18 protein-coding genes are annotated in these 20,623 nt (G+C 47.3%); 13 read left to right on the top strand and 5 right to left on the bottom strand.

The features are described from left to right. Positions 1-2 precede the first annotated feature (2 nt). From lpoB to LZU85_RS12985, 4 genes are all read left to right on the top strand, one after another. Positions 3-593 carry a penicillin-binding protein activator LpoB gene (lpoB, locus tag LZU85_RS12970; protein ID WP_011079958.1) on the top strand — a complete coding sequence of 197 codons (591 nt, stop codon included), beginning with the start codon at positions 3-5 and terminating at the stop codon, positions 591-593. 17 nt (positions 594-610) lie between these two features. Further along, entirely contained in the window at positions 611-1,486 is an 876-nt protein-coding gene (thiK, locus tag LZU85_RS12975; RefSeq protein WP_237287230.1) for a thiamine kinase, read from the top strand. Between the two features lie 180 nt (positions 1,487-1,666). Further along, positions 1,667-2,209: an alpha/beta hydrolase YcfP gene (ycfP, locus tag LZU85_RS12980; RefSeq protein WP_038939822.1), complete on the top strand. Its 543-nt coding sequence runs from the start codon at positions 1,667-1,669 to the stop codon at positions 2,207-2,209. A 444-nt stretch (positions 2,210-2,653) separates the two neighbouring features. Beyond that, positions 2,654-3,943: an NAD(P)/FAD-dependent oxidoreductase gene (locus LZU85_RS12985; protein WP_237287231.1), complete on the top strand. Its 1,290-nt coding sequence runs from the start codon at positions 2,654-2,656 to the stop codon at positions 3,941-3,943. Between the two features lie 85 nt (positions 3,944-4,028). On the opposite strand, the gene LZU85_RS12990 is transcribed toward LZU85_RS12985, so the two are convergent. The 4 genes from LZU85_RS12990 to LZU85_RS13005 form a co-directional block, all read right to left on the bottom strand. After that, entirely contained in the window at positions 4,029-4,577 is a 549-nt protein-coding gene (locus LZU85_RS12990) for a GNAT family N-acetyltransferase (RefSeq protein WP_011150842.1), read from the bottom strand. A gap of 114 nt (positions 4,578-4,691) precedes the next feature. Continuing rightward, a complete protein-coding gene (locus LZU85_RS12995; RefSeq protein ID WP_176298603.1) occupies positions 4,692-5,459 on the bottom strand; it encodes a peptidoglycan binding protein CsiV in 768 nt (255 codons plus the stop codon). Between the two features lie 7 nt (positions 5,460-5,466). Beyond that, positions 5,467-8,928: a transcription-repair coupling factor gene (mfd, locus tag LZU85_RS13000; protein ID WP_237287232.1), complete on the bottom strand. Its 3,462-nt coding sequence runs from the start codon at positions 8,926-8,928 to the stop codon at positions 5,467-5,469. A 9-nt stretch (positions 8,929-8,937) separates the two neighbouring features. Next, the gene (locus LZU85_RS13005) at positions 8,938-9,507 is read right to left on the bottom strand and encodes a PilZ domain-containing protein (RefSeq protein ID WP_176298602.1); all 570 of its coding nucleotides are present in this window, start codon (positions 9,505-9,507) and stop codon (positions 8,938-8,940) included. Between the two features lie 263 nt (positions 9,508-9,770). Here LZU85_RS13005 and lolC point away from each other — a divergent pair, with 263 nt between their 5' ends. Genes lolC through lolE form a run of 3 tightly spaced genes read left to right on the top strand, consistent with a single transcriptional unit; the run spans position 9,771 to position 12,908 of the window. Beyond that, complete coding sequence (gene lolC, locus LZU85_RS13010) at positions 9,771-10,976, top strand: lipoprotein-releasing ABC transporter permease subunit LolC (RefSeq protein WP_237287233.1); 1,206 nt, start codon at positions 9,771-9,773, stop codon at positions 10,974-10,976. Then, positions 10,969-11,652 (top strand): lipoprotein-releasing ABC transporter ATP-binding protein LolD, encoded by a 684-nt coding sequence (gene lolD, locus LZU85_RS13015; RefSeq protein WP_011079967.1) that lies wholly within the window; start codon positions 10,969-10,971, stop codon positions 11,650-11,652. Before lolC ends, lolD begins: the two co-directional genes overlap by 8 nt. An 11-nt stretch (positions 11,653-11,663) precedes the next feature. After that, positions 11,664-12,908, top strand: coding sequence for a lipoprotein-releasing ABC transporter permease subunit LolE (lolE, locus tag LZU85_RS13020; RefSeq protein ID WP_237287234.1), 1,245 nt, complete (start codon positions 11,664-11,666; stop codon positions 12,906-12,908). Positions 12,909-13,103: 195 nt separating this feature from the next. Here the strand turns inward: lolE and LZU85_RS13025 are convergent, their stop codons facing one another. Next, a complete protein-coding gene (locus LZU85_RS13025; protein ID WP_011079969.1) occupies positions 13,104-13,613 on the bottom strand; it encodes a DUF2062 domain-containing protein in 510 nt (169 codons plus the stop codon). Positions 13,614-13,696: 83 nt separating this feature from the next. Between LZU85_RS13025 and LZU85_RS13030 the strand changes: the two genes are divergently transcribed. From LZU85_RS13030 to LZU85_RS13055, 6 genes are all read left to right on the top strand, one after another. Next, complete coding sequence (locus LZU85_RS13030; RefSeq protein ID WP_336886308.1) at positions 13,697-15,874, top strand: DNA internalization-related competence protein ComEC/Rec2; 2,178 nt, start codon at positions 13,697-13,699, stop codon at positions 15,872-15,874. 31 nt (positions 15,875-15,905) lie between these two features. Further along, positions 15,906-17,657 carry a lipid A ABC transporter ATP-binding protein/permease MsbA gene (gene msbA, locus LZU85_RS13035; protein ID WP_237287236.1) on the top strand — a complete coding sequence of 584 codons (1,752 nt, stop codon included), beginning with the start codon at positions 15,906-15,908 and terminating at the stop codon, positions 17,655-17,657. Continuing rightward, the gene (gene lpxK / locus LZU85_RS13040; RefSeq protein WP_237287237.1) at positions 17,657-18,664 is read left to right on the top strand and encodes a tetraacyldisaccharide 4'-kinase; all 1,008 of its coding nucleotides are present in this window, start codon (positions 17,657-17,659) and stop codon (positions 18,662-18,664) included. Before msbA ends, lpxK begins: the two co-directional genes overlap by 1 nt. Then, complete coding sequence (locus LZU85_RS13045) at positions 18,645-18,824, top strand: Trm112 family protein (protein ID WP_011079973.1); 180 nt, start codon at positions 18,645-18,647, stop codon at positions 18,822-18,824. The genes lpxK and LZU85_RS13045 overlap by 20 nt, the downstream gene beginning before the upstream one ends. After that, positions 18,824-19,576: a 3-deoxy-manno-octulosonate cytidylyltransferase gene (gene kdsB / locus LZU85_RS13050; RefSeq protein ID WP_176298598.1), complete on the top strand. Its 753-nt coding sequence runs from the start codon at positions 18,824-18,826 to the stop codon at positions 19,574-19,576. The genes LZU85_RS13045 and kdsB overlap by 1 nt, the downstream gene beginning before the upstream one ends. A gap of 118 nt (positions 19,577-19,694) precedes the next feature. Then, positions 19,695-20,495 (top strand): GGDEF domain-containing protein, encoded by an 801-nt coding sequence (locus LZU85_RS13055; protein WP_237287238.1) that lies wholly within the window; start codon positions 19,695-19,697, stop codon positions 20,493-20,495. The last annotated feature ends 128 nt before the right edge of the window (positions 20,496-20,623 follow it).

Raw genomic sequence — 20,623 nt, forward strand, 5'->3', positions numbered from 1 at the left:
AAATGAATAAAGGTGTTGTCGCCTTACTAGGCTTAGCTGTTTTACTGGGTGGTTGTTCTAACCGAGTTTCTTATGGTGATGCGCAAGCTACTGAAACCACCACCATCGACTTTGGTTCGACAGACTTACAAACCATCGCAGGTCAAATGGTGGATAGCATGATGATGTCTGGCTCTGTGGCGGCGATTACGCGCGACAGTCGCCCAATTGTGTTTGTGGAACGCATTAAAAACAAAACCAGTGAGCATATTGATACGGAATCCATCACCGACACCATTTCAACCAAAATGCTTAACTCAGGTAAGTTCCGTTTTGTCGACATGGATCGCGTAGAAGCGGTTCGTGAACAACTGAACTTCCAAAACAATGATGAGCTTGTGAACCAATCTACCGCGATTCAGTTTGGTAAAATGGTCGGCGCTCAATACATGCTATACGGCAACTTGTCGAGCATCGTGAAAAACGACGGCAGCGACAAAGACGTATACTACAAAATGACCATGCGCTTGATGGATCTGGAAACTGGTTTAATTGAGTGGGCGGATGAAACTGAAATCCGTAAGCAGCAGTCTAAGAGCTTGTTAGGACTATAAACAATGTGAGGTCACCTATGGCATGGTTTTCTTGGCAACAGGCAAAACAACTGGATCCGAGTTTAAACGCGGTAGGTGACTTTTTTGTACCCGCACCCATGCAGGTACAAACGGTGACTGGCGGTTTAACCAACCGATGTTGGAAAATCAACGATCACGCAGGCAAATCTTACGTTTGGAGGCCGGCAAGCAAAGTTTGTCAGGCCTTTTCTATCTCTCGCTACAGTGAATACCAAATTCTCAATGCCATTGCCGATTTAAAACTCGGCCCCAAGCCAGTGCTAGTCAATGAGCATGGCGTCTTAGTGGAATGGCTAGAAGGTGAGACGATGCGTGATGAGGTTGCGCCCGACACCTTACTTAAAACCGCGATCAAAATTCATCAGTTTGATGCCCACCCCCTACCTTTAGCACCCTTTAGTTATACCGCTCGAGTGGATCACTATTGGATGCAATTGGAAGGGAAGTATCTGGGCAGTGAATACGAAAACCTCTACCAACAGTGGCGCAGTGCGCCATCTGTCACTCCACTTCCCGTTGCCCTTTGTCATTTCGATTTAGGTGGATACAACATGGTGAAAGGGCCGGACGGGGTAAAAGTGATCGATTGGGAATACGCGGCATTGGCGGATCCTCGCTTGGATTTAACCCTGACGATTCAGCTATCCGGTGAAGATTGGTTTGAAATGGTCTGCCGTTACTGCCAACTTCGCGAGATTGACGAGGTTGAGGTGTGGATTGAGGGGGTTAAAGCATGGCAACCAAGAACCACTATGATGGCCATGTTGTGGTATCTACTTGCACACAAAATCTGGGGTGATGATGAATATTTGCTCACTGCCAAACAAATGCTTCACTCATTATGCCATGAGGATCACTGTTTGCACGGTTGAGACAAGTTCGCACTTTAAACCCTTGTAATTCGTGGTAGATTGAAAGCATTAATCAAGTCACTCCAAGATGCACTGTTTGCGCTGCGTGTTATCGCCCGTTGCCCACACTGTGTTGCTGTTTGCGAAGGTATCTTGAAGTCACTTGGGATAAGTACCAAGAATAGTTAGGGAGAGGTACACATGATTATCTACCTTCACGGTTTCGACTCAACAAGCCCAGGTAACCACGAAAAAGTATTGCAACTGCAGTTTATCGATCCAGACGTGCGTTTCATTAACTACAGCACGCTTCATCCGAAACACGATATGCAGCACTTGTTAAAAGAAGTTCATAAAGCGATTGAACAATCAAACGATCCTGAACCGATTATTTGTGGCGTTGGTCTCGGCGGTTTTTGGTCAGAGCGCATCGGTTTTCTTTGCGGTATCAAGCAAGTCATTTTTAACCCTAATCTTCATCCAGAAAACAACATGGCAGGCCGCATTGACCGTCCGGAAGAGTATGAAGATATTGCAACTAAATGTGTCGAACAGTTTCGTATGAAGAACAAAGGGCGCTGTTTAGTGATCTTGTCACGTGATGATGAAATCCACGACAACAGTAAAACAGCACAAGCGCTTGAGAATTACTACGAAGTGGTGTGGGATGACAAAGAAACCCATAAATTCAAAAAGATATCTCAGCACTTGCAGAAGATGAAAGCATTTAAAGAAAACAACTGAGCGCTTTTATCACCTCATTTGAACCTCTAAATCCGACACACAAGCACCTAGCGATAGGTGCTTTTTCTTTATCTGTTATAGGGGCTACAAAAGCGCCATGCGATGTCGATGCTTTGTTTTGAGGTGAGAGCAGTAGAAAACATCACCATTCCGTATGGGTAGTAAGGATTTTTGTTGCGGTTGTGATTTCGCGCTATATAATGAACCACCATAAAATAATTTGATAAATATCAAAAAAAATTGAGAGCGAGTAAAAAACTTGCCCAATTCGTATTGTCGAGGCGATCTCCAATACGCTTTTATCCAAACGTTTAAATGCCCTTTGATAACCCTGAACTTTACGTTCACAAGCGCAAGATTTCTCTGTAGGACGCGTTGCTGGTGATAACACCGAATGACCCGTCGTGCAGGACCCTTTTTATTATTTTGTAGAGGATTATCACTGTGACACGAATTATCGTTGTAGGTGGCGGTGCAGGTGGCCTAGAGTTGGCAACCAAATTAGGTCGCACGTTAGGTCGTAAAAAACGCGCTCAAATCACCTTAGTGGATCGCAAGGCGAGCCATTTATGGAAGCCATTGCTGCATGAAGTGGCGACAGGCTCTCTGGATGAGGGGGTTGATGCACTAAGCTACCGTGCTCATGCCAAAAACCACTGTTTCGATTTCCAAATGGGCATCCTAGAGAACATTGACCGTGAACGTAAGGTTGTGATTCTAAGTGAATTAAAAGACGAGCACGGTGAGCTATTGATGCCAAGCCGTGAGCTCGAATACGATCTCTTGGTTCTTGCAATTGGCTCTACATCAAATGACTTCAACACCCCGGGTGTACGTGAGCACTGTATCTTCCTTGATAGCCCAGAGCAGGCGCACCGTTTCCGTCATGAAATGAACAATCAGTTTCTTAAACTGCACGCCAAAAATGGTCACGGCACTGTCGATATTGCCATTGTTGGCGCTGGCGCTACCGGCGTTGAGCTTTCTGCAGAATTGCACAATGCCATTAAAGAACTACGCACTTACGGTTTTGGCGATCTCGATTCCAGCAAACTGAACGTCAACCTTGTTGAAGCGGGCGAACGAATTCTTCCTGCATTGCCACCGCGCATTTCCTCCGCCGCTCACAGTGAATTGGTGAAGCTAGGGGTGAATGTTCGTACCGCAACTATGGTGACAAAAGCCGAAGCGGATGGCTTGACCACCAAAGATGGCGAGAAGATCCCTGCGCAAATCATGGTTTGGGCGGCGGGTATTAAAGCGCCTGATTTCATGAAAGACATTGCGGGCTTGGAAACCAACCGCATTAACCAGCTCGTGGTGAAAAATACGCTGCAAACCACGCGCGATGACGATATTTTCGTGATCGGTGATTTGGCTCAGTGTACTCAAGCGGATGGCAAGTTTGTGCCGCCACGTGCGCAAGCTGCACACCAAATGGCGAGTCATGCGTTTAGCAACATCATCGCCAAACTCAATGGCCGTGAGCTGAAAGATTACGTGTATAAAGATCATGGTTCATTGGTTTCACTCAGCCGCTTCTCTACCGTGGGCAGCTTAATGGGCAACCTGACCAAAGGCTCAATGATGGTGGAAGGCCGTATCGCGCGCGTTGTGTACATTTCGCTGTACCGCATGCATCAAATGGCGCTACACGGTATTTTCAAAACGGGGTTGATGATGTTGGTTGGTCGTATCAACCGCGTATTACGTCCAAACTTGAAACTTCACTAATTGAAATACGAAGTGACGAACTGACCCAAAAGGAGCCAACGAGCTCCTTTTTTAATGGCTGATATTTCTCCCATTCGTGTCGGTATTAATGCATATCTTGGGGAATCAATGAATAGACCACACCATCTTGTGGTTTGTCGTGGAAAACAAAGCGATTACGGGCGATGGTCTCTTGTTTGGCATGGCAAGATTCAATCAGTTTCTGGCTAGCTTGGTTATCAATTGCGCACACAATTTCCAATCGGGTTAGTTTGAGTTTGGCAAAGCAAAACTCCGCCAGCGCCCACATGGCTTCTTTGGCTAGCCCTTGGCGCTGATGATCGTCGGCGATCCAATAACCGAGACTGGCCATGTTGAAGGTGTGGTAAAGCTCATTGATGGCCACCATGCCAACCAGCTCGTCACTGTCTTTGAGAAATATGCCAAACCCATACGCGTCAGCTTTCACCCAGTTCAATCGGGTCATGAGAAGAAAGCTTTGCGCTTCTTTTTCGCTGTAATTCGGGTGACACCAATCGATCCATTGATGGAGAGAGGTTGAACGACGAATTAACTTCGCCAACTCACTCGCACGCTCGGCTTCGATTAAACGTAAGATCACTCGTTGGGTTACGATATGGAAATCGGGACTCATGGCAGTTCCGTTATAGGCATTTGAGTAAAGTATAAATGATGACTTTGTGAATTGGTTGAGAAAAACAAAGCCCCCGACACAGTCGAGGGCTTATGAGCAAAGGGCGAGTAGAGGTTATTCTACGCGACGCACTTGAATCACTATTCCAAGCAGTGGGTGGTCGAGGTAGTGAGTTTCACCACTACGCATACGACGTTTTTGATCCATTCGATAGCTCTTTAAGAACTGCTCGACCGTCACCGTTGGAGTGACTTCGGTTAAGTTACCCAACTGAACATTACCATCAACTTGGCCAAGTTGTTCCGAGTGTTGATCGAGCTGTGTCGCTTCAAGCGTAATCTCCCGCACGCTTGGTGCTTTGAGATCCAGCGTCGTTTCCGCAAACAGGTAGTGTTGAACGTAAACTTGCAGTGTGCCATCTAGCTCGTAAAGTGGATTGTCGATACTTACTTCAGTCACGCCGTCCACTGGTGTTTCTGTCGCAGTGAGTTTTTCAGAACCATCTGGGTTGTATTCTTTTGAATAGTCCTTACCACCACGAATATGGAAAATGGGAGCAGCGCCTTTACCTTGGTCACCTTGTCGCCATGCCTTGTGCAGCAACACTTGGAATCCCGCGTGTTTCTCTAGTGCTTCTTTCTGCGTTAGAAGCTCATAGCTAGAGTAAGGAAGCATCGAAACCCCTTTACTTTGGCGGAACTGGGCATCCTGAAAATCGCCGGCGTAAGTCATGGTGATCTCTGGCAATTGATTCGGCCAGGACTCATTAGTTTGCTCTGCATCTACGGCGCGTTTAAAGATGATCACTTCAACATCAAATTGTCTCTGTGCCCAAGAAGGCATTGAAACACAGAGTAGTAACAGAGGAATGAGAAATCTCATGGAATAACTAGCTCACTGGTAATAAATTCTGGTTAAACTCATTCAGCAAATCTTGGATAAACTGAATACGTTGGCGTCTGTCCGTCAATGGTACGCTAAACTTAAACTTAGTTGGACCTTCCATTGCAAATTTTTTCGGCTGAGATTGCAGTAGTCTAACCAAATACGCTGGGTTTATGTCAGCGTGTGGATAAAACTCGATAAATCCACCTTTGTCGTGAGCCTCGATCTTCTTCGCCTTGATTCGGTGGGCACTCAGTTTGAGCTCCGCGACAGCAAGAAGATTTTTCGCCGCCTCCGGTAGTAAGCCGAATCGGTCGATGAGCTCGACTTTGACTTCGTTTAGCTCTTCTAAATCGGCCACACTGGCGACGCGTTTATACATCGACAAACGTGTGTTGACGTCTGGAATATAATCGTCTGGCAGCAAGGCTGGGATACGAATTTCCACCTCAGTTTGCTCGCGAAGTAGATCATCCAGCGCAGGTTCTTTGCCTTCTTTCAATGCTTGCACGGCTTGCTCAAGCATTTCCATATACAGCGTAAAACCAATCGATTGAATTTGACCACTTTGCTCATCACCGAGCAGTTCACCCGCACCGCGAATTTCTAAATCGTGCGTGGCGAGGGTGAAACCGGCACCCAGATCTTCCAAAGAAGCGATGGCATCCAAGCGTTTAATGGCATCTTTGGTCATGGATTTCGGGTGTGGCGTGAGCAAGTATGCATACGCTTGGTGGTGCGAGCGACCCACACGCCCACGGAGTTGGTGTAACTGAGCAAGCCCGAGATTGTCTGCGCGATCCATGATGATGGTGTTGGCGGTTGGCACATCGATACCCGTCTCGATGATGGTGGTACACACCAATAAGTTAAAGCGCTGATGGTAGAAATCGTTCATCACACGCTCCAACTCGCGTTCTCTCATTTGACCGTGAGCGATGGTGACGCGTGCCTCTGGCACCAATTTAGTCAGGTCCTCTGCAACTTTCTCAATGGTTTCGACTTGGTTGTGTAAGAAGTACACTTGTCCACCACGCATGATTTCACGCAGAATCGCTTCGCGGACCACGGCATCGTCACTTTCGCGGACAAATGTTTTGATGGCTAAACGGCGAGCGGGTGGGGTGGCAATAATCGACAAATCGCGCATGCCACTCATCGCCATGTTGAGCGTTCGCGGAATTGGGGTGGCCGTGAGGGTGAGAATGTCGACATCGGCTCTCATTGCCTTCACTTTCTCTTTTTGGCGCACACCAAAGCGATGTTCTTCATCGACGATCAACAATCCAAGATCACTGAACTTTAGGTCGGAAGAAAGCAGTTTGTGCGTGCCCACTAAGATATCGACCTTGCCGTTGGCCACATCTTCCATGATCTGCTTTTGTTCTTTTGCCGACTTAAAACGCGACAGTACTTCGACACGAATCGGCAGGTTGGCAAAACGGTCGCGGAAGTTTTCGAAATGCTGCTGAGCAAGCAGGGTGGTCGGGACCAAAACTGCTACTTGTTTGTCGTTATCGGTGGCAACAAACGCAGCGCGCATCGCCACTTCGGTTTTACCAAAACCTACATCACCACACACTAAGCGGTCCATCGCTTTGGCTTGACACATGTCAGACAGCACCGCGTTGATGGCCATCGATTGGTCATCGGTCTCTTCAAATGGGAAACCCGATTTGAAGGTCGCGTATTGGCCACGATCCAAAACAAATTTGTAACCCGGTTTGAGTTCACGTTTGGCATAAACGTCCAAAAGCTCAGCGGCAACATCTCGCACTTTTTCAGCGGCTTTGCGACGCGCTCTGGTCCAAGCATCGCTGCCCAGTTTGTGAATCGGCGCGCTCTCTTCTGCACCACCAGAGTATCGGCTGATCAAGTTCAATGCCGCCACAGGTACGTAAAGTTTGGCCTCGTTTTGGTACTCAAGCATCACGTATTCAGCTTTGATGCCGCCCGCCTCAAGCGTTTCCAAACCAATGTAACGGCCAATACCGTGGTCGATGTGTACTACAGGTTGCCCAGGTTTCAGCTCCGCCAGATGACGAATCACGGTATCGCTGTTGACGTTGCGCTTATCTTTTTTGCGACGTTGGATAACGCGATCGCCAAGCAAATCGCTTTCACAAATAAAGGCGAAGTTCAGCGTGTTGTGAATAAAACCGTGCTCACTGGCGCCAATGACCAAAGTGAATTTATGGTTATGTGCAAGGGCTTCACTGAGTGAGGTACAAGCGTGTGGCTTGAGCTTAACGCCCTGTAGCAACTCACTGAGCGCTTCGCGACGGCCTTCCGATTCAACGGAAAAGATGATTTTGCCTGAGAAACTTTCACTAAACTGACGCAACTGCGCCAAAGGCTCTTTATTTTGCTGTTGCACCGCGAGAGTTGGCAGTGGGCTCAATGGCTGGTTGGAACGCCCGGCTTTTTCGTCGATGGCGTCAACACACAGCCAGGTTTGGCCAAAATTTTTCAGATGCGCATACAGTTCATCTTTTTTAAGCCAAAGTTGCTCGGGTTTCAGCAGTGGGCGCAGCGGGTCGACTTTTTTCTGATCGTAGCGGTAATCCACATCTTTTAGGAAATGATCGATGGTGGGTTCAATATCCCCCAACACCAGCAGTTGCGAGTCACGATTGATGTAGTCAAACAGCGTTTCCGTTTGTTCAAAGAAAAGGGGTTGCCAGTATTCAATCCCCGCAGGCCAAACGCCTTTGCTCACCTGCATATAGACCGATTCTGGCTCGCGACGGGCATCAAATTGGCTGCGCCAGCGGATACGAAACTCTTCTATTGCCGCCTCGGTAGTTGGAAACTCGTGCGCAGGCAATAGGCGGATCTGTTGGATCTCTTCAATAGAACGTTGATTCTCAGGGTCGAACGTGCGAATGGTGTCGATTTCATCATCAAAGAAATCGATACGGTAAGGGTCGCGACTGCCCATCGGAAAGAGATCAAGAATCGAACCGCGGCTAGCGTATTCTCCGGGCCCAAACACTTGGTCAACGTGACGGTAGCCCGAGTTATCAAGTTGTAGGCGCAGTTTTTCGAGCGAGTAGCGATCACCAACATTGACCATCAACGTATGCTGCAGCAAAAAATCGCGTGGAGATTGACGTTGCAGCAGCGTGCTCACCGGCACAATGGTAATACCGTCGGTCTGAGAGGGAAGCTGATATAACGTGGCGATACGATCGGAAATGATCTCTTGATGAGGAGAAAAGTTATCGTACGGCAGCGTTTCCCAATCGGGAAAAATCGTCACGTGAGCGGTGTAAAACTGCTCGATCTCGCTTTGCAACTTCAGCGCGGTTTGAGGATCTGGAACAATGAGAACCGTGTGGTTGGCATGGGTATTTGCCAGTTCGGCCACAGAAAGGGCCAGTGAGGCGCCAGGCAGCTGGCCCAAGTATTTTTTGTCTCCCGCCCCTTTGGGCGTGGAGACTTGTAAAATCGGTTGATAAGTCATAATCGAATGTTATTTGGTATCTCTTTCTAGCGAACGTTGACGCAATAGACGTTGTTGTTGGTGTAAGGCCGCTTTGATTAATAGGTCTTGGTCTGAATCGCGAAGCAATACGTACTTCATTGTTACTTCATGGTGTTGATCTTTAGCTTCGCAACTGGCGACTTGCGCGTAGCAATAAATAGCCGCAGCGGGGCTTTCTAAGAACAGTTTCACGCGTGTGGAGCGACCAATCGCCATAATGTCGGCGGACAAAAACGAAACCTGACTGGCACCAAAACGGGTGGTTTTGAAGCGAAGGTTTTCTTGGTCTTGCTGCGATAACATAAAGCTCAACAACAAATTGAGTTTCGAATTTTGCGCATCCAGCAGGTTGATGACGTTTTTGAGATCGCTATTTTTCAGTTCAAGTCGCGCGCTTTCAGCGAGTTGGTCCAGTTGGCTGAATTCACTGGCAACGATAAATGGTGCTGGAATTTCCGCTTCAAATGCTTCAGGTGACGGTAAGTGATAGCCTTCAGGCAACAGCTCAACGTTGATCGTCAACGTTGAATTTACGGTAAAAAACTCTTGTTCTGTCATGCTGTTATTCCTTTGGCCGATGAGATTCTTGGTAAGAATCGATAAGCTACTGATTATCGCCAACTGGCGACGCTTGGCAAGCGATGTTATTTCGCACACCGTGATTTTCGCAAATTCGTTTTTTAAACCGAGAGTCCTATACGTTCTGTAACACGTAAATGGGCAAATTTGCTGTTAAATCTCAGACATATGAAATATTTTAGCTATATTCGTGCCAGTTTTCTGGTTACATTAGCCCGCTGAACTTATTGACGGTTTTTAGAATGTTTCATCCTGTCTCTATATTTATTGGATTGAGATACCTGCGCGGACGCTCCGGTGACAGGTTTAGCCGATTTGTCTCCTATATGTCGACCGCTGGCATCACGGTTGGCGTGATGTCATTGGTCACGGTGTTATCGGTGATGAACGGCTTTGAGGCGCAATTGAAAGAGCGCATTTTGGGTGTGTTACCGCAAGCGGTGGTGTCGATGGATGGTGGAAAAACGCCACACACCACGCCGCCTGACTTTGTGCGTGCCTTGTCTCCTCGCTATCAACCCACTCCTTTGGTGCGTAGTGAAGCGGTGATTCAAAGCCCTTCACAACTTTCTGTGGGTTATTTGATCGGTATTGAGCCTTCGGCAGACGATCCGATTGAAAACCACCTCATTGCCGGCCGCTTAAGCCAATTGGAAGCAGGTAAGTATCAAGTATTTCTCGGCCACTCTTTAGCACGATCATTAAATGTTTCAATGGGCGACAAAGTCCGTTTGATGGTGACCAGTGCCAGTCAGTTTACGCCATTAGGCCGCATTCCAAGCCAACGAAATTTTACCGTTGCAGGGATGTTTAATACCGGTTCGGATATCGATGGGCAGTTGATGGTGACGCACATTGAAGACGCGGGGCGTTTATTGCGTCTTCCGTCAAAGACCATTTCTGGCTGGCGACTCTATTTTGATGATCCTTTCCAAGTGACCGAGGCGGCCAATACGCCACTGCCTGATGGTTGGCAATGGAGCGATTGGCGAGCGCAACGTGGAGAGCTTTTCCAAGCGGTAAAAATGGAAAAGAACATGATGGGCTTGATGCTTGGACTCATTGTCGCTGTGGCGGCCTTTAATATCATTTCAGCGTTGATCATGGTGGTGATGGAGAAACAATCTGAAGTCGCGATCTTAAAAACTCAGGGCATGAACAGCTTTGGTATCATGGCCATCTTTATGGTGCAAGGTGCCAGCAGCGGTATAATTGGTTCGCTCTTCGGTGGAGCCGCTGGCGTGCTCTTATCGCAAAATCTCAATACTATTCTCGAAACCGCAGGTGTTGCCTTGTTCACCTTTGGTGGTAGTTTGCCTGTGCTGATTCAACCATTTCAAATTGTCGCTGTGGTTGTGTTAGCCGTTTTATTGAGCCTGTTGGCGACGCTTTACCCTTCTTACCGTGCATCTTCTGTTAAACCTGCTGAGGCCCTCAGATATGAATAAGCTTTTACAATGTCACCAAGTTAGCAAAATCTATCGAGAAGGGGAGTTTGAAACGGAAGTCCTCAAAGGGGTTGATTTCGAGCTAGAGCAAGGCGAGTTGGTCGCGATTGTTGGTACATCGGGGTCAGGCAAAAGTACTCTGCTGCATATTTTAGGTGCGCTTGATGATGCCACTCATGGTGAGGTCGCGTTTCTTGATTATCAGTTGTCTGCGTTAAGCGGTAATAAACAAGCACAAGTGCGCAATCAGCATCTGGGTTTTATCTATCAGTTTCACCATCTATTGGCGGATTTTACTGCAGTGGAAAATGTGGCGATGCCGTTACTGATTGGTGGGAAAAGTCCGAAGCAAGCGAAGTTAGCCGCCGAGGCATTACTGGAAAAAGTGGGTTTGCAACATCGTATGCATCATCGTCCGTCAGAGTTGTCTGGGGGTGAGCGCCAACGTGTCGCAATTGCGCGGGCATTGGTCAATAAGCCTGCATTAGTGCTGGCGGATGAGCCTACGGGCAATTTGGACCACAAAACCGCGTTGCAGATTTACGATTTGATGCGCGAGCTCAATCGAGAATCCGGCACCGCGTTTTTAGTGGTGACACACGATAACGAGCTCGCGGCAAAAATGGATAGAATCCTTTATATGCAAGATGGTGTGCTTGCGTCGGACAATCGTTAGGAGACGAGTCGATGTTTTCATCTTTGGCACTGTTGATTGGCCGTCGCTTTAGCCAAGCCAAACAACGTAACAAAATGGTGTCGTTTATTTCTCTCTCCTCGACCATCGGTATTGCGGTGGGCGTGGCGGTGATCATTATTGGTCTTTCGGCAATGAATGGTTTTGAGCGCGAGTTGCAATCTCGCGTGCTGTCGGTCATTCCACACGCGGAGCTGGAAGGTGTTCGTGCACCGGTGGAAAACTGGCAATCGGTGATGTCTCAAGCAGTGGCCAACCCCAAAGTGGTGGCTGCGGCCCCTTATGTCAAATTTACCGGTTTGGTTGAGCGGGGCAACAAGCTCAAAGCGGTGGAAGTGAGAGGTGTCGAGCCGGATTTTGAACAAGCGGTCTCGACCATGTCTCAATTTATTGACCAGCAAGCGTGGAGCCAGTTTTTACCGGGGCAAAATCAGGTCATTGTCGGGCGAGGCGTAGCAAACGAGCTGGGTGTGGACGTTGGCGATTATGTCACCTTGTTGATTCCTCAAACCGGTGAAAGCACTAAAGTTCAAGCGCCTAAACGCGTTCGAGTCAAGGTGACGGGTATGCTGACACTCAATGGTCAAATTGATCACAATTTGGTGTTGCTGCCGATGGCGGATGCACAGCAATACAATCATCTGGGTGAAGGTGTCACTGGCATTGCGCTGAAAACCAATGATGTGCTTAATGCACAAGCGATTGTGCGAGAAGTAGGACGACAGATTGACGTTTATGTCTACCTTCGTAGCTGGCAACAGCAGTTTGGTTTTTTGTATCGAGACATTCAACTCGTCAGAACCATCATGTACTTAGTCATGGTGCTAGTGATTGGGGTGGCGTGCTTTAACATTGTTTCCACCTTGATGATGGCGGTGAAAGATCGTGCGAGCGAAATTGCCATTTTACGCACCATGGGGGCTGGCGATGGTTTGATTAAGCGCATTTTTGTCTGGCAAGGGGTGTTTTCTGGCGTGCTTGGCAGTGTGTTAGGCAGTGTTGTCGGTGTCTTAGTGGCGCTGAATCTTACCACTCTCATTAAGGGCCTTGAGCGAGTCATTGGTCATCAGTTTTTATCCGGTGACATTTACTTTGTCGATTTTTTGCCTTCTCAACTGCGTTTAGATGATGTGTTATTGGTGTCCGGCACGGCCATTGTTCTGAGTATTGTTGCCACTTGGTACCCCGCAGCAAGAGCGGCAAAGCTTAAACCTGCCGCTGTACTGAGCAGCAAATAGCCGACAACAGAATGATAGATAAACAAAAGGACCAGAATGGTCCTTTTGTTTTAGGTGTTCGGTTAGCGATTGGCAACCTTGGTGTTTTTTGGTGATCCACGAGATAAATCAAACTTTGATTACCCGACGTTGCAATGGAAGTGGCATTTCTATCGGAAAATCACACTGACTCTCTGCAATGGAGGGTGAAGATCGTTATCTTGTTTGACGCTTTTGCCAACTTCTCACCACGGAATAACGCCACAAGCCTCGTATGCCAAAGTAGCCGACGATGGCAGAAACAACACCACAAATGGCGCAACCCAATAAAAATGGAGGACCAATGGTACTCATTTGGTCGAGAATGAAATCCCAAGAAAGCTCAAAGTGAAATGGCTGCGGTGGCACGTTCATCACAAAGGCGCCGAGCTTATACGCAAAGTAGAACAGCACGGGCATGGTGACTGGGTTACTTACCCACACGAGAGCGACAGACAGTGGCAAATTTACGCCAAGAAAAATGGCTAGCCCAGCCGACATGATCATCTGGCTCGGCAGAGGGACAAACGCCATAAACAAACCAACGGCAAACGCACCCGCAGCGGAGCGACGATTCAAACACCATAGATTAGGGTTGTATAAAACATTGCCGAACACTTTCAGCGCTTTTTGGCGTTTGATTACTTCATGGTCAGGCATAAAGCGTTTAATTAGCTTTCTAGGCATGGGACAACATGACTCTCTTAGGTAACAATTGGTTATTGGCTTCTTTTTCAGCAACCCTTATTTCGGCAAGCTACTGGCCGCTTATGCCTTCCTGGCCTTGGTTAATGCTAATTGTTGTTGCCATCTTTATCATTATTGTGCGTAAAACGTGTCGTTACTTGCTGGGGGTGACCATCGCACTTTTGATTGCCATTTCGGCTGGTAACCTTATGCAATGGCAAGTAAAGACCCTATTTCAGGCAGGGGGGAATATTACCATAAAAGGCGACGTTGACAGCTCTTTTAAAAAAATAAGTCACGCTTATGAAGGTGTTGTGACTATCACCTCAATCAATAATCAGTCGTTCATAAAATACTTTAGTCCAAAAATTCGTCTTATTTCACCTATCCCTCTCAAACAAAATGATGAATTAAAAGCGAATGTGGCGTTGAAACCCATTTACGGTTTACTCAATGAAGCGGGATTCGATGCCGAACGCTTTGCAATAAGCCAAGGCCTTGTGGCGCGAGCAAGTGTTGATGTTTCACAATCTTGGTATCGAGTCAGTCGTTCAACCTTAAGGCAAGATCTCATCGACAAAACTCAACTCGCGCTGGCGACGTTACCACATTCGGGGTATTTGCTTGCTTTGTGCTTTGGGCAGCGAGACGACATCTCTGCTGAGCAGTGGCGCCTGTTAAAGCAAAGTGGATTGATCCATCTTCTCTCGATCTCTGGCTTACATATTGGGATGGCATTTGGTGTTGGCTACTGGCTTGGCCATTGGTTACGTTTTGGACGAATGAATCTTGTTTGGCTGCCCATGATGGTCGCGTTAGGTTTGAGTTGGAGCTACGCATGGTTGGCGGGTTTCACCATCCCTACTCAACGGGCTGTGACTTTTTGCACAGTGGCGATGACACTGCACTTCTTCTCACTGACGATCAGCCGTTGGACATTGTTGCTAGCGGTACTGGCAATATGCTTGTTACTCACTCCTTTTGCCGCATCATCTGCCAGTTTGTGGCTTTCCTTTCTTGCGGTGGTTTGCGTTTTTCTCACCATCACATCACTTACCACTGCCGATTCACTGTGGGGGAAAATTAAGCGTCTTCTGTTGCCCCAATGTTTGCTGATCATTTTACTGTCACCGATCACCGCCTATTTTTTTGGTGGCTTTAGTCTCACCGCTCTTGCTTATAACTTGGTTTTTATTCCTTGGTTCACCGTTGTGGTTGTACCTCTTATGTTTGCATCTCTCGCTTTTACGGCGTTGAATGTTGAAGAGTTAGCGGGAATGTTTTGGAAAGTCACTGACCTGGCCCTGCAGCCTTTAACGCTAAGTTTGCCTTATGCTGAGTTTGGATGGTGGCAAGTCTCGGGACAAACCGTGGTGCTGCTAGGTTTACTTGCGCTTCTCCTCGTCTTTCGTCATGCCGTTCGCAGGTCGAGCATTTTAGTTTGTATTGGCTCTGTTTTGATCATCAGCGTGTTTCGCTATGGCGGCCAAAGTACTCGTATTGACGTATTGGATGTCGGACACGGTCTCTCAGTATTGATAGAAAAACAGGGTAAAGCGATCGTTTATGACACAGGTAAAGCATGGCAAGAAGGGAGTATTGCAGAGCAGGTCATTGAACCAATTTTAGTGAAAAGAGGAATCCATGCTCTCGATGGCATGATCATCAGTCATCAAGATAACGATCATGCGGGCGGGGCAGATTATCTTGAAGTCGCAATGCAACCCAAATGGATGATGAGCAGTGATATGGATAGTGAATCGCCATGTGTACGTGGTGTGTCATTTGAATGGCAAAGTTTATACTTTGAAGTACTTTGGCCACCAAGGCAGGTGAAACGCGCGTATAACCCGCATTCATGTGTTGTTCGCATGTGGGATCGGAAAAATCAGTTTTCATTTTTGATGACAGGCGATATTGACGCTCTGGCTGAATGGATATTAGTAAGAGAGCCTCAAAAGCTCGCCAGTGACGTGGTGTTAGTGCCGCATCATGGTAGTCATACATCCTCAGTGCCCATTTTTGTCGCCAGTGTCAAGGCTCAGCTTGCTATTGCATCGGTAGCAAAAGGAAATCAATGGAATATGCCGAAACCTGAGGTGGTTGATACCTACTTGGACAATGGGACTCAGTGGTTAGATACGGGCGAAGAGGGTCAAGTCACGCTGGTGATAGACAATGGTCGTTGGCACGTATCTTCGATGCGAAAAGACAGTTTCACTGCTTGGTATAGGCAGATGCTGCGTAACCAAGTAGAATAAAGACCAACTTAAAGAAAAGAATCATTAATTTATGTCAATTAATACTGATGAGTCGACTTGGTGTACTTTTAAGCGCTTGTGGACTTTTATTCGCGTCTATAAGTCGGGGCTTGCTGTCGCTATTGTGGCTTTGATCGTCACTGCCGCCTCAGATACTTACATGATTTCCCTGCTCAAACCTTTACTTGATGAAGGTTTTGGCACCGCAGAATCGGACTTTTTACGAATCCTGCCTTTTTTAGTGTTCGCGATGATGTTTATCCGAGGCGTGAGTGGTTTTATTTCCAGCTATTGCTTGAACTGGGTGTCTGGCAATGTGGTGATGAAAATACGTCGCATGGTGTTTAATCATTACATGCAGATGCCTGTTTCCTATTTCGATAAAGAAAAGTCGGGTAGTTTGCTCTCACGTATTACTTATGACTCCGAACAAGTATCGGCCGCAACGACTCAAGCCTTAGTGAGTATGGTTCGTGAAGGTGCGAGCATTGTGGGTCTGTTGGTGTTGATGTTCTATAACAGCTGGCAACTATCATTAGTCCTGTTACTGGTTGCGCCTGTCGTTGCTTGGGCGATTGGTGTCGTCTCCAAACGCTTCAGAAAAATCTCAAAAAATATGCAAACCACGATGGGTATTGTGACCAGTTCGGCGGAACAGATGCTGAAAGGGCACAAAGTGGTGTTGAGCTACGGTGGACAAGAAATCGAAAAATCGAGATTTGACACCGTGAGCAATCAGATGCGTCAGCAAACGATGAAACTGGTGACAGCGCAAGCTGCTGCAAACCCTATCATTCAAATGATTGCCTCTATCGCGCTTGTCACCGTGCTCTATCTAGCGAGCGTCGACTCAATCAAAGAGCAGTTGACCCCAGGTACCTTTACCGTGGTTTTCTCCGCGATGTTTGGTTTAATGCGCCCATTAAAAGCGCTAACCAACGTTACCTCTCAGTTCCAGCGTGGTATGGCTGCGGCGCAGACTTTGTTTGCTTTGGTCGACCTAGAGCCAGAGAAAAACACAGGGACTCACAAGCTTGAAAGAGCCGAAGGTGCTGTTACGGTGAAGGATGTCACCTTTACCTACGAAGGTGCAGAAAAACCCGCCTTATCTAATGTCTCCTTTGATATGCCTGTCGGTAAGACGGTGGCATTAGTTGGACGTTCTGGCTCAGGCAAAAGCACCATCGCTAGTTTGTTCACGCGTTTCTATGATGTGGATTCCGGCGAAATTCAGTTGGATGGTGTGGATATTCGTGACTACGAACTGAAAAATCTGCGTACCCAGTTTGCGCTGGTGTCGCAAAATGTGCATTTGTTTAACGATACCATTGCCAACAATATTGCTTATGCTGCGGGTGATAAATACAGCCGAGAAGACATTGAACGAGCGGCAGAGCTTGCGCATGCGATGGAGTTCATTTCGAAGATGGAAAATGGATTGGATACCATGGTTGGCGAAAATGGCGCGAGCTTGTCGGGTGGTCAGCGTCAACGTATTGCAATAGCGCGTGCCTTGTTGCGCGATGCCCCCGTTCTTATTCTGGATGAAGCAACGTCTGCGTTGGATACGGAGTCTGAGCGAGCCATTCAATCGGCCCTAGATGAGTTGCAAAAGAACAAGACGGTGTTAGTGATTGCTCACCGCTTATCGACCATCGAAAAAGCTGATCAGATTTTAGTGATTGATGAAGGTTCGGTTGTTGAGCGAGGCTCTCATACTGAGTTGATCGAAAAAAATGGCGTTTACTCGCAATTACATCGCATTCAGTTTGGTGAAGGTTAGTGATTGAGAAAATCTGGTTCGATAACCATCCGTTGAAGTATTTCATGTGGCCACTTTTGTGGCCGCTTTCACTGTTGTTTGGTTTGATCAGTCGTCACAAGCGACGCGCTTACCAAAGTGGGAAAAAAACAGCGTATCAGGCACCAGTGCCTGTTGTGGTGGTCGGAAACATCACTGCTGGCGGGAATGGCAAAACCCCCGTTGTGATTTGGCTAGTGGAAAAGTTGCAAGCACAGGGGTTCACCCCTGGTGTTGTTTCGCGAGGCTATGGAGCCAAAGCACCGAGTTACCCATTGGATGTCGTTCATGAAACGTCGACGGCGCATTGTGGTGATGAACCTAAATTGATTTTTGAGCGAACGGGGGCACTTGTTGCTGTTGATCCTGTTCGAGCTAATGCAGTGAAGTGTTTGGTTGAGAAAGGCGCGAATATCATCATTACCGATGATGGATTGCAGCATTATGCGTTGCAAAGAGATATCGAACTGGTGGTGGTCGATGGACATCGACGTTTTGGCAGTCAACAGCTCATCCCTTTAGGGCCGTTGCGTGAGCCAGTTTCTCGCTTGCAAACGGTCGATTTTGTTATCACTAATGGTGGAGAAGCGAACGACAACGAGCTCCCGATGACGCTGGAGCCTGATTTGGCTGTTAATTTGAGTACGGGTGAGAAAGTTGCGGTGAAAGAGCTGGTTGAGTTGGTGGCGTTTGCTGGCATTGGTCATCCTCCGCGTTTTTTCGCGACGCTCGAAAAACTCGGTGCAGATTTGATTGCCACACAAGGGTTCGCTGATCACCAAGACTTTGAACTTGATGCTTTGGCAAAGCTAGCTAATCAAGGGAAAAACGTCATAATGACAGAAAAAGATGCCGTTAAATGTCGCCGCTTCGCCAAAGAAAACTGGTGGTATTTGCCTGTATCTGCTCATTTCAGAAGTGAAGATGAGCAAAAAATCTTAGAAAGAATTACAGAGGTAGTAAAAGAATATGGATCATCGACTGCTTGAGATCGTCGCGTGCCCAGTGTGCAAAGGTAAGCTAACGTTTGATAAAGAGAATCAAGAACTGATTTGCAAACTTGATCGCCTTGCTTACCCAATTAAAGAAGGCATTCCTGTTCTGCTTGAGCCAGAAGCTCGCAGTATGGGGATGGATGAGGGTCGCTAATGCCTTTTACTGTCGTTATTCCAGCTCGTTATCAATCAACGCGCTTACCAGGTAAACCTTTGGCTGATATTGGTGGTAAACCAATGATTCAATGGGTTTATGAGCAAGCACTTCAAGCAGGTGCGGATGATGTTATCATTGCCACGGATGATCAACGTGTCGCAGAGGCCGTTACCCATTTTGGTGGCAAATTCTGTATGACTTCTCCAAATCACGAATCAGGAACGGAACGCTTAGCTGAAGTAGTGAAGCTGATGGGTATCGCCGATGATCATATCGTGGTCAACGTGCAAGGTGACGAGCCTTTGATCCCCCCAGCCATTATCCGTCAAGTTGCGGATAATCTTGCGGGAAGTTGCGCACCAATGGCAACGCTGGGCGTGGCGATTACTGCAGAAGAGGAAGTCTTTAACCCGAATGCGGTTAAAGTGGTCACTGATCAACAAGGCTACGCACTCTATTTTAGCCGAGCTACAATTCCTTGGGATCGCGATGCATTTGCGCGTGGGGAAGTACTGACCGTAAACCCACTGATGAGACATATCGGTATCTACGCGTATCGAGCGGGGTTCATCAATACCTATGTAAACTGGCAGCCCAGCACGCTTGAACGTATTGAATGTCTAGAGCAGCTCCGAGTGCTTTGGTACGGTGAAAAAATTCACGTTGCTTTGGCGAAAGAAGCGCCGCCAGCAGGGGTTGATACGCCTGAAGATTTGGAAACGGTACGCAAGATAATCGCAAGTAAGTAAACGACACTCTTGTGCCCACTTGATTAAAAGGAGCCAAGCTAGCGCTTTGGCTCTTTTTTCGTTTTTATTGCTTTGGTCTATGCTTTAACTGAAAGCCACGAGCGGGGAATAAAGCATAATGATAATGACGAAATGGAGTCGTTCCAAAAGCGCGCTATCTTTTGCAGTGTTCTGTTTCTGTTCTCTTAATTTACTCCCTTTTTTCCCTTTTTTTGGTGTCACAGACCATGTGGATGTGCTGACAGAATCCGCGTACCTCTGCGTCTTAGTTTATGTTCGCCTTGTTCTCAGTTCTTCGCTTCAATCGAAACGTCTCATTCCGCTTGGTCTCAACGTGCTGATGCTGGCTGCTTTGTATGATGTGCTTACGGAAATCGAATTTTTGGTACGTTGGAGCCAATATCATGCCGTCTTAGACAACATTATTGAACAAGGAGGCATGTTGGTTGCTGTTTCTTGTATCGCAATTGGTATTGATCGCCTGATAAAAGCGAAAGATCATGAAATCCATCGTGATGCATTAACCGGGCTCTACAATCGACGATATTTGGATCGATTTAGCCAAGAGCAACTGGCTTTGGTTTATATCGACTTGAATGATTTGAAAATAGTCAATGACACGCAAGGACATGAAGCGGGTGATGAACTGATCATCCAGTTCTCTCAGCTGCTCACCAAATCAACGGAAGATGATGAGTATGCGTTTCGTGTCGGTGGTGATGAGTTCATCTTGTTGTTAAAGCCCAACAGGATCTCTTTGGTACTTGGTGCGTTGAAGAGTATGTGTCTCAAGCGGGCAATCAAGTTTTCATATGGCTTTTCCGAGTTTACAGAAGGTAGCCTGTCAACAAGAGTCAAATTAGCCGATGAACGGATGTATCAAATGAAGAAATGCAAAATAAGAAATAATTTTAGATGAGCTGAACGCCGTTGAGAGCGTTTTTTCTGAGGAATTTTTACAAGAAAGAAAATGGTGGAGGGGGACGGATTCGAACCATCGAAGGCGGAGCCGGCAGATTTACAGTCTGCTCCCTTTGGCCACTCGGG

The organism is Vibrio floridensis, from assembly GCF_021852965.1.
GTDB classification, from domain to species: Bacteria; Pseudomonadota; Gammaproteobacteria; order Enterobacterales; family Vibrionaceae; genus Vibrio; species Vibrio floridensis.

Bases quoted from the DNA above. Each gene is read 5' to 3' on its own strand.
- lpoB (WP_011079958.1), top strand. From the start codon at position 3: ATGAATAAAGGTGTTGTCGCCTTACTAGGCTTAGCTGTTTTACTGGGT.
- thiK (WP_237287230.1), top strand. From the start codon at position 611: ATGGCATGGTTTTCTTGGCAACAGGCAAAACAACTGGATCCGAGTTTA.
- ycfP (WP_038939822.1), top strand. From the start codon at position 1,667: ATGATTATCTACCTTCACGGTTTCGACTCAACAAGCCCAGGTAACCAC.
- LZU85_RS12990 (WP_011150842.1), bottom strand. From the start codon at position 4,577: ATGAGTCCCGATTTCCATATCGTAACCCAACGAGTGATCTTACGTTTA.
- LZU85_RS12995 (WP_176298603.1), bottom strand. From the start codon at position 5,459: ATGAGATTTCTCATTCCTCTGTTACTACTCTGTGTTTCAATGCCTTCT.
- mfd (WP_237287232.1), bottom strand. From the start codon at position 8,928: ATGACTTATCAACCGATTTTACAAGTCTCCACGCCCAAAGGGGCGGGA.
- LZU85_RS13005 (WP_176298602.1), bottom strand. From the start codon at position 9,507: ATGACAGAACAAGAGTTTTTTACCGTAAATTCAACGTTGACGATCAAC.
- lolC (WP_237287233.1), top strand. From the start codon at position 9,771: ATGTTTCATCCTGTCTCTATATTTATTGGATTGAGATACCTGCGCGGA.
- lolD (WP_011079967.1), top strand. From the start codon at position 10,969: ATGAATAAGCTTTTACAATGTCACCAAGTTAGCAAAATCTATCGAGAA.
- lolE (WP_237287234.1), top strand. From the start codon at position 11,664: ATGTTTTCATCTTTGGCACTGTTGATTGGCCGTCGCTTTAGCCAAGCC.
- LZU85_RS13025 (WP_011079969.1), bottom strand. From the start codon at position 13,613: ATGCCTAGAAAGCTAATTAAACGCTTTATGCCTGACCATGAAGTAATC.
- LZU85_RS13030 (WP_336886308.1), top strand. From the start codon at position 13,697: ATGCCTTCCTGGCCTTGGTTAATGCTAATTGTTGTTGCCATCTTTATC.
- msbA (WP_237287236.1), top strand. From the start codon at position 15,906: ATGTCAATTAATACTGATGAGTCGACTTGGTGTACTTTTAAGCGCTTG.
- LZU85_RS13045 (WP_011079973.1), top strand. From the start codon at position 18,645: ATGGATCATCGACTGCTTGAGATCGTCGCGTGCCCAGTGTGCAAAGGT.
- kdsB (WP_176298598.1), top strand. From the start codon at position 18,824: ATGCCTTTTACTGTCGTTATTCCAGCTCGTTATCAATCAACGCGCTTA.
- LZU85_RS13055 (WP_237287238.1), top strand. From the start codon at position 19,695: ATGATAATGACGAAATGGAGTCGTTCCAAAAGCGCGCTATCTTTTGCA.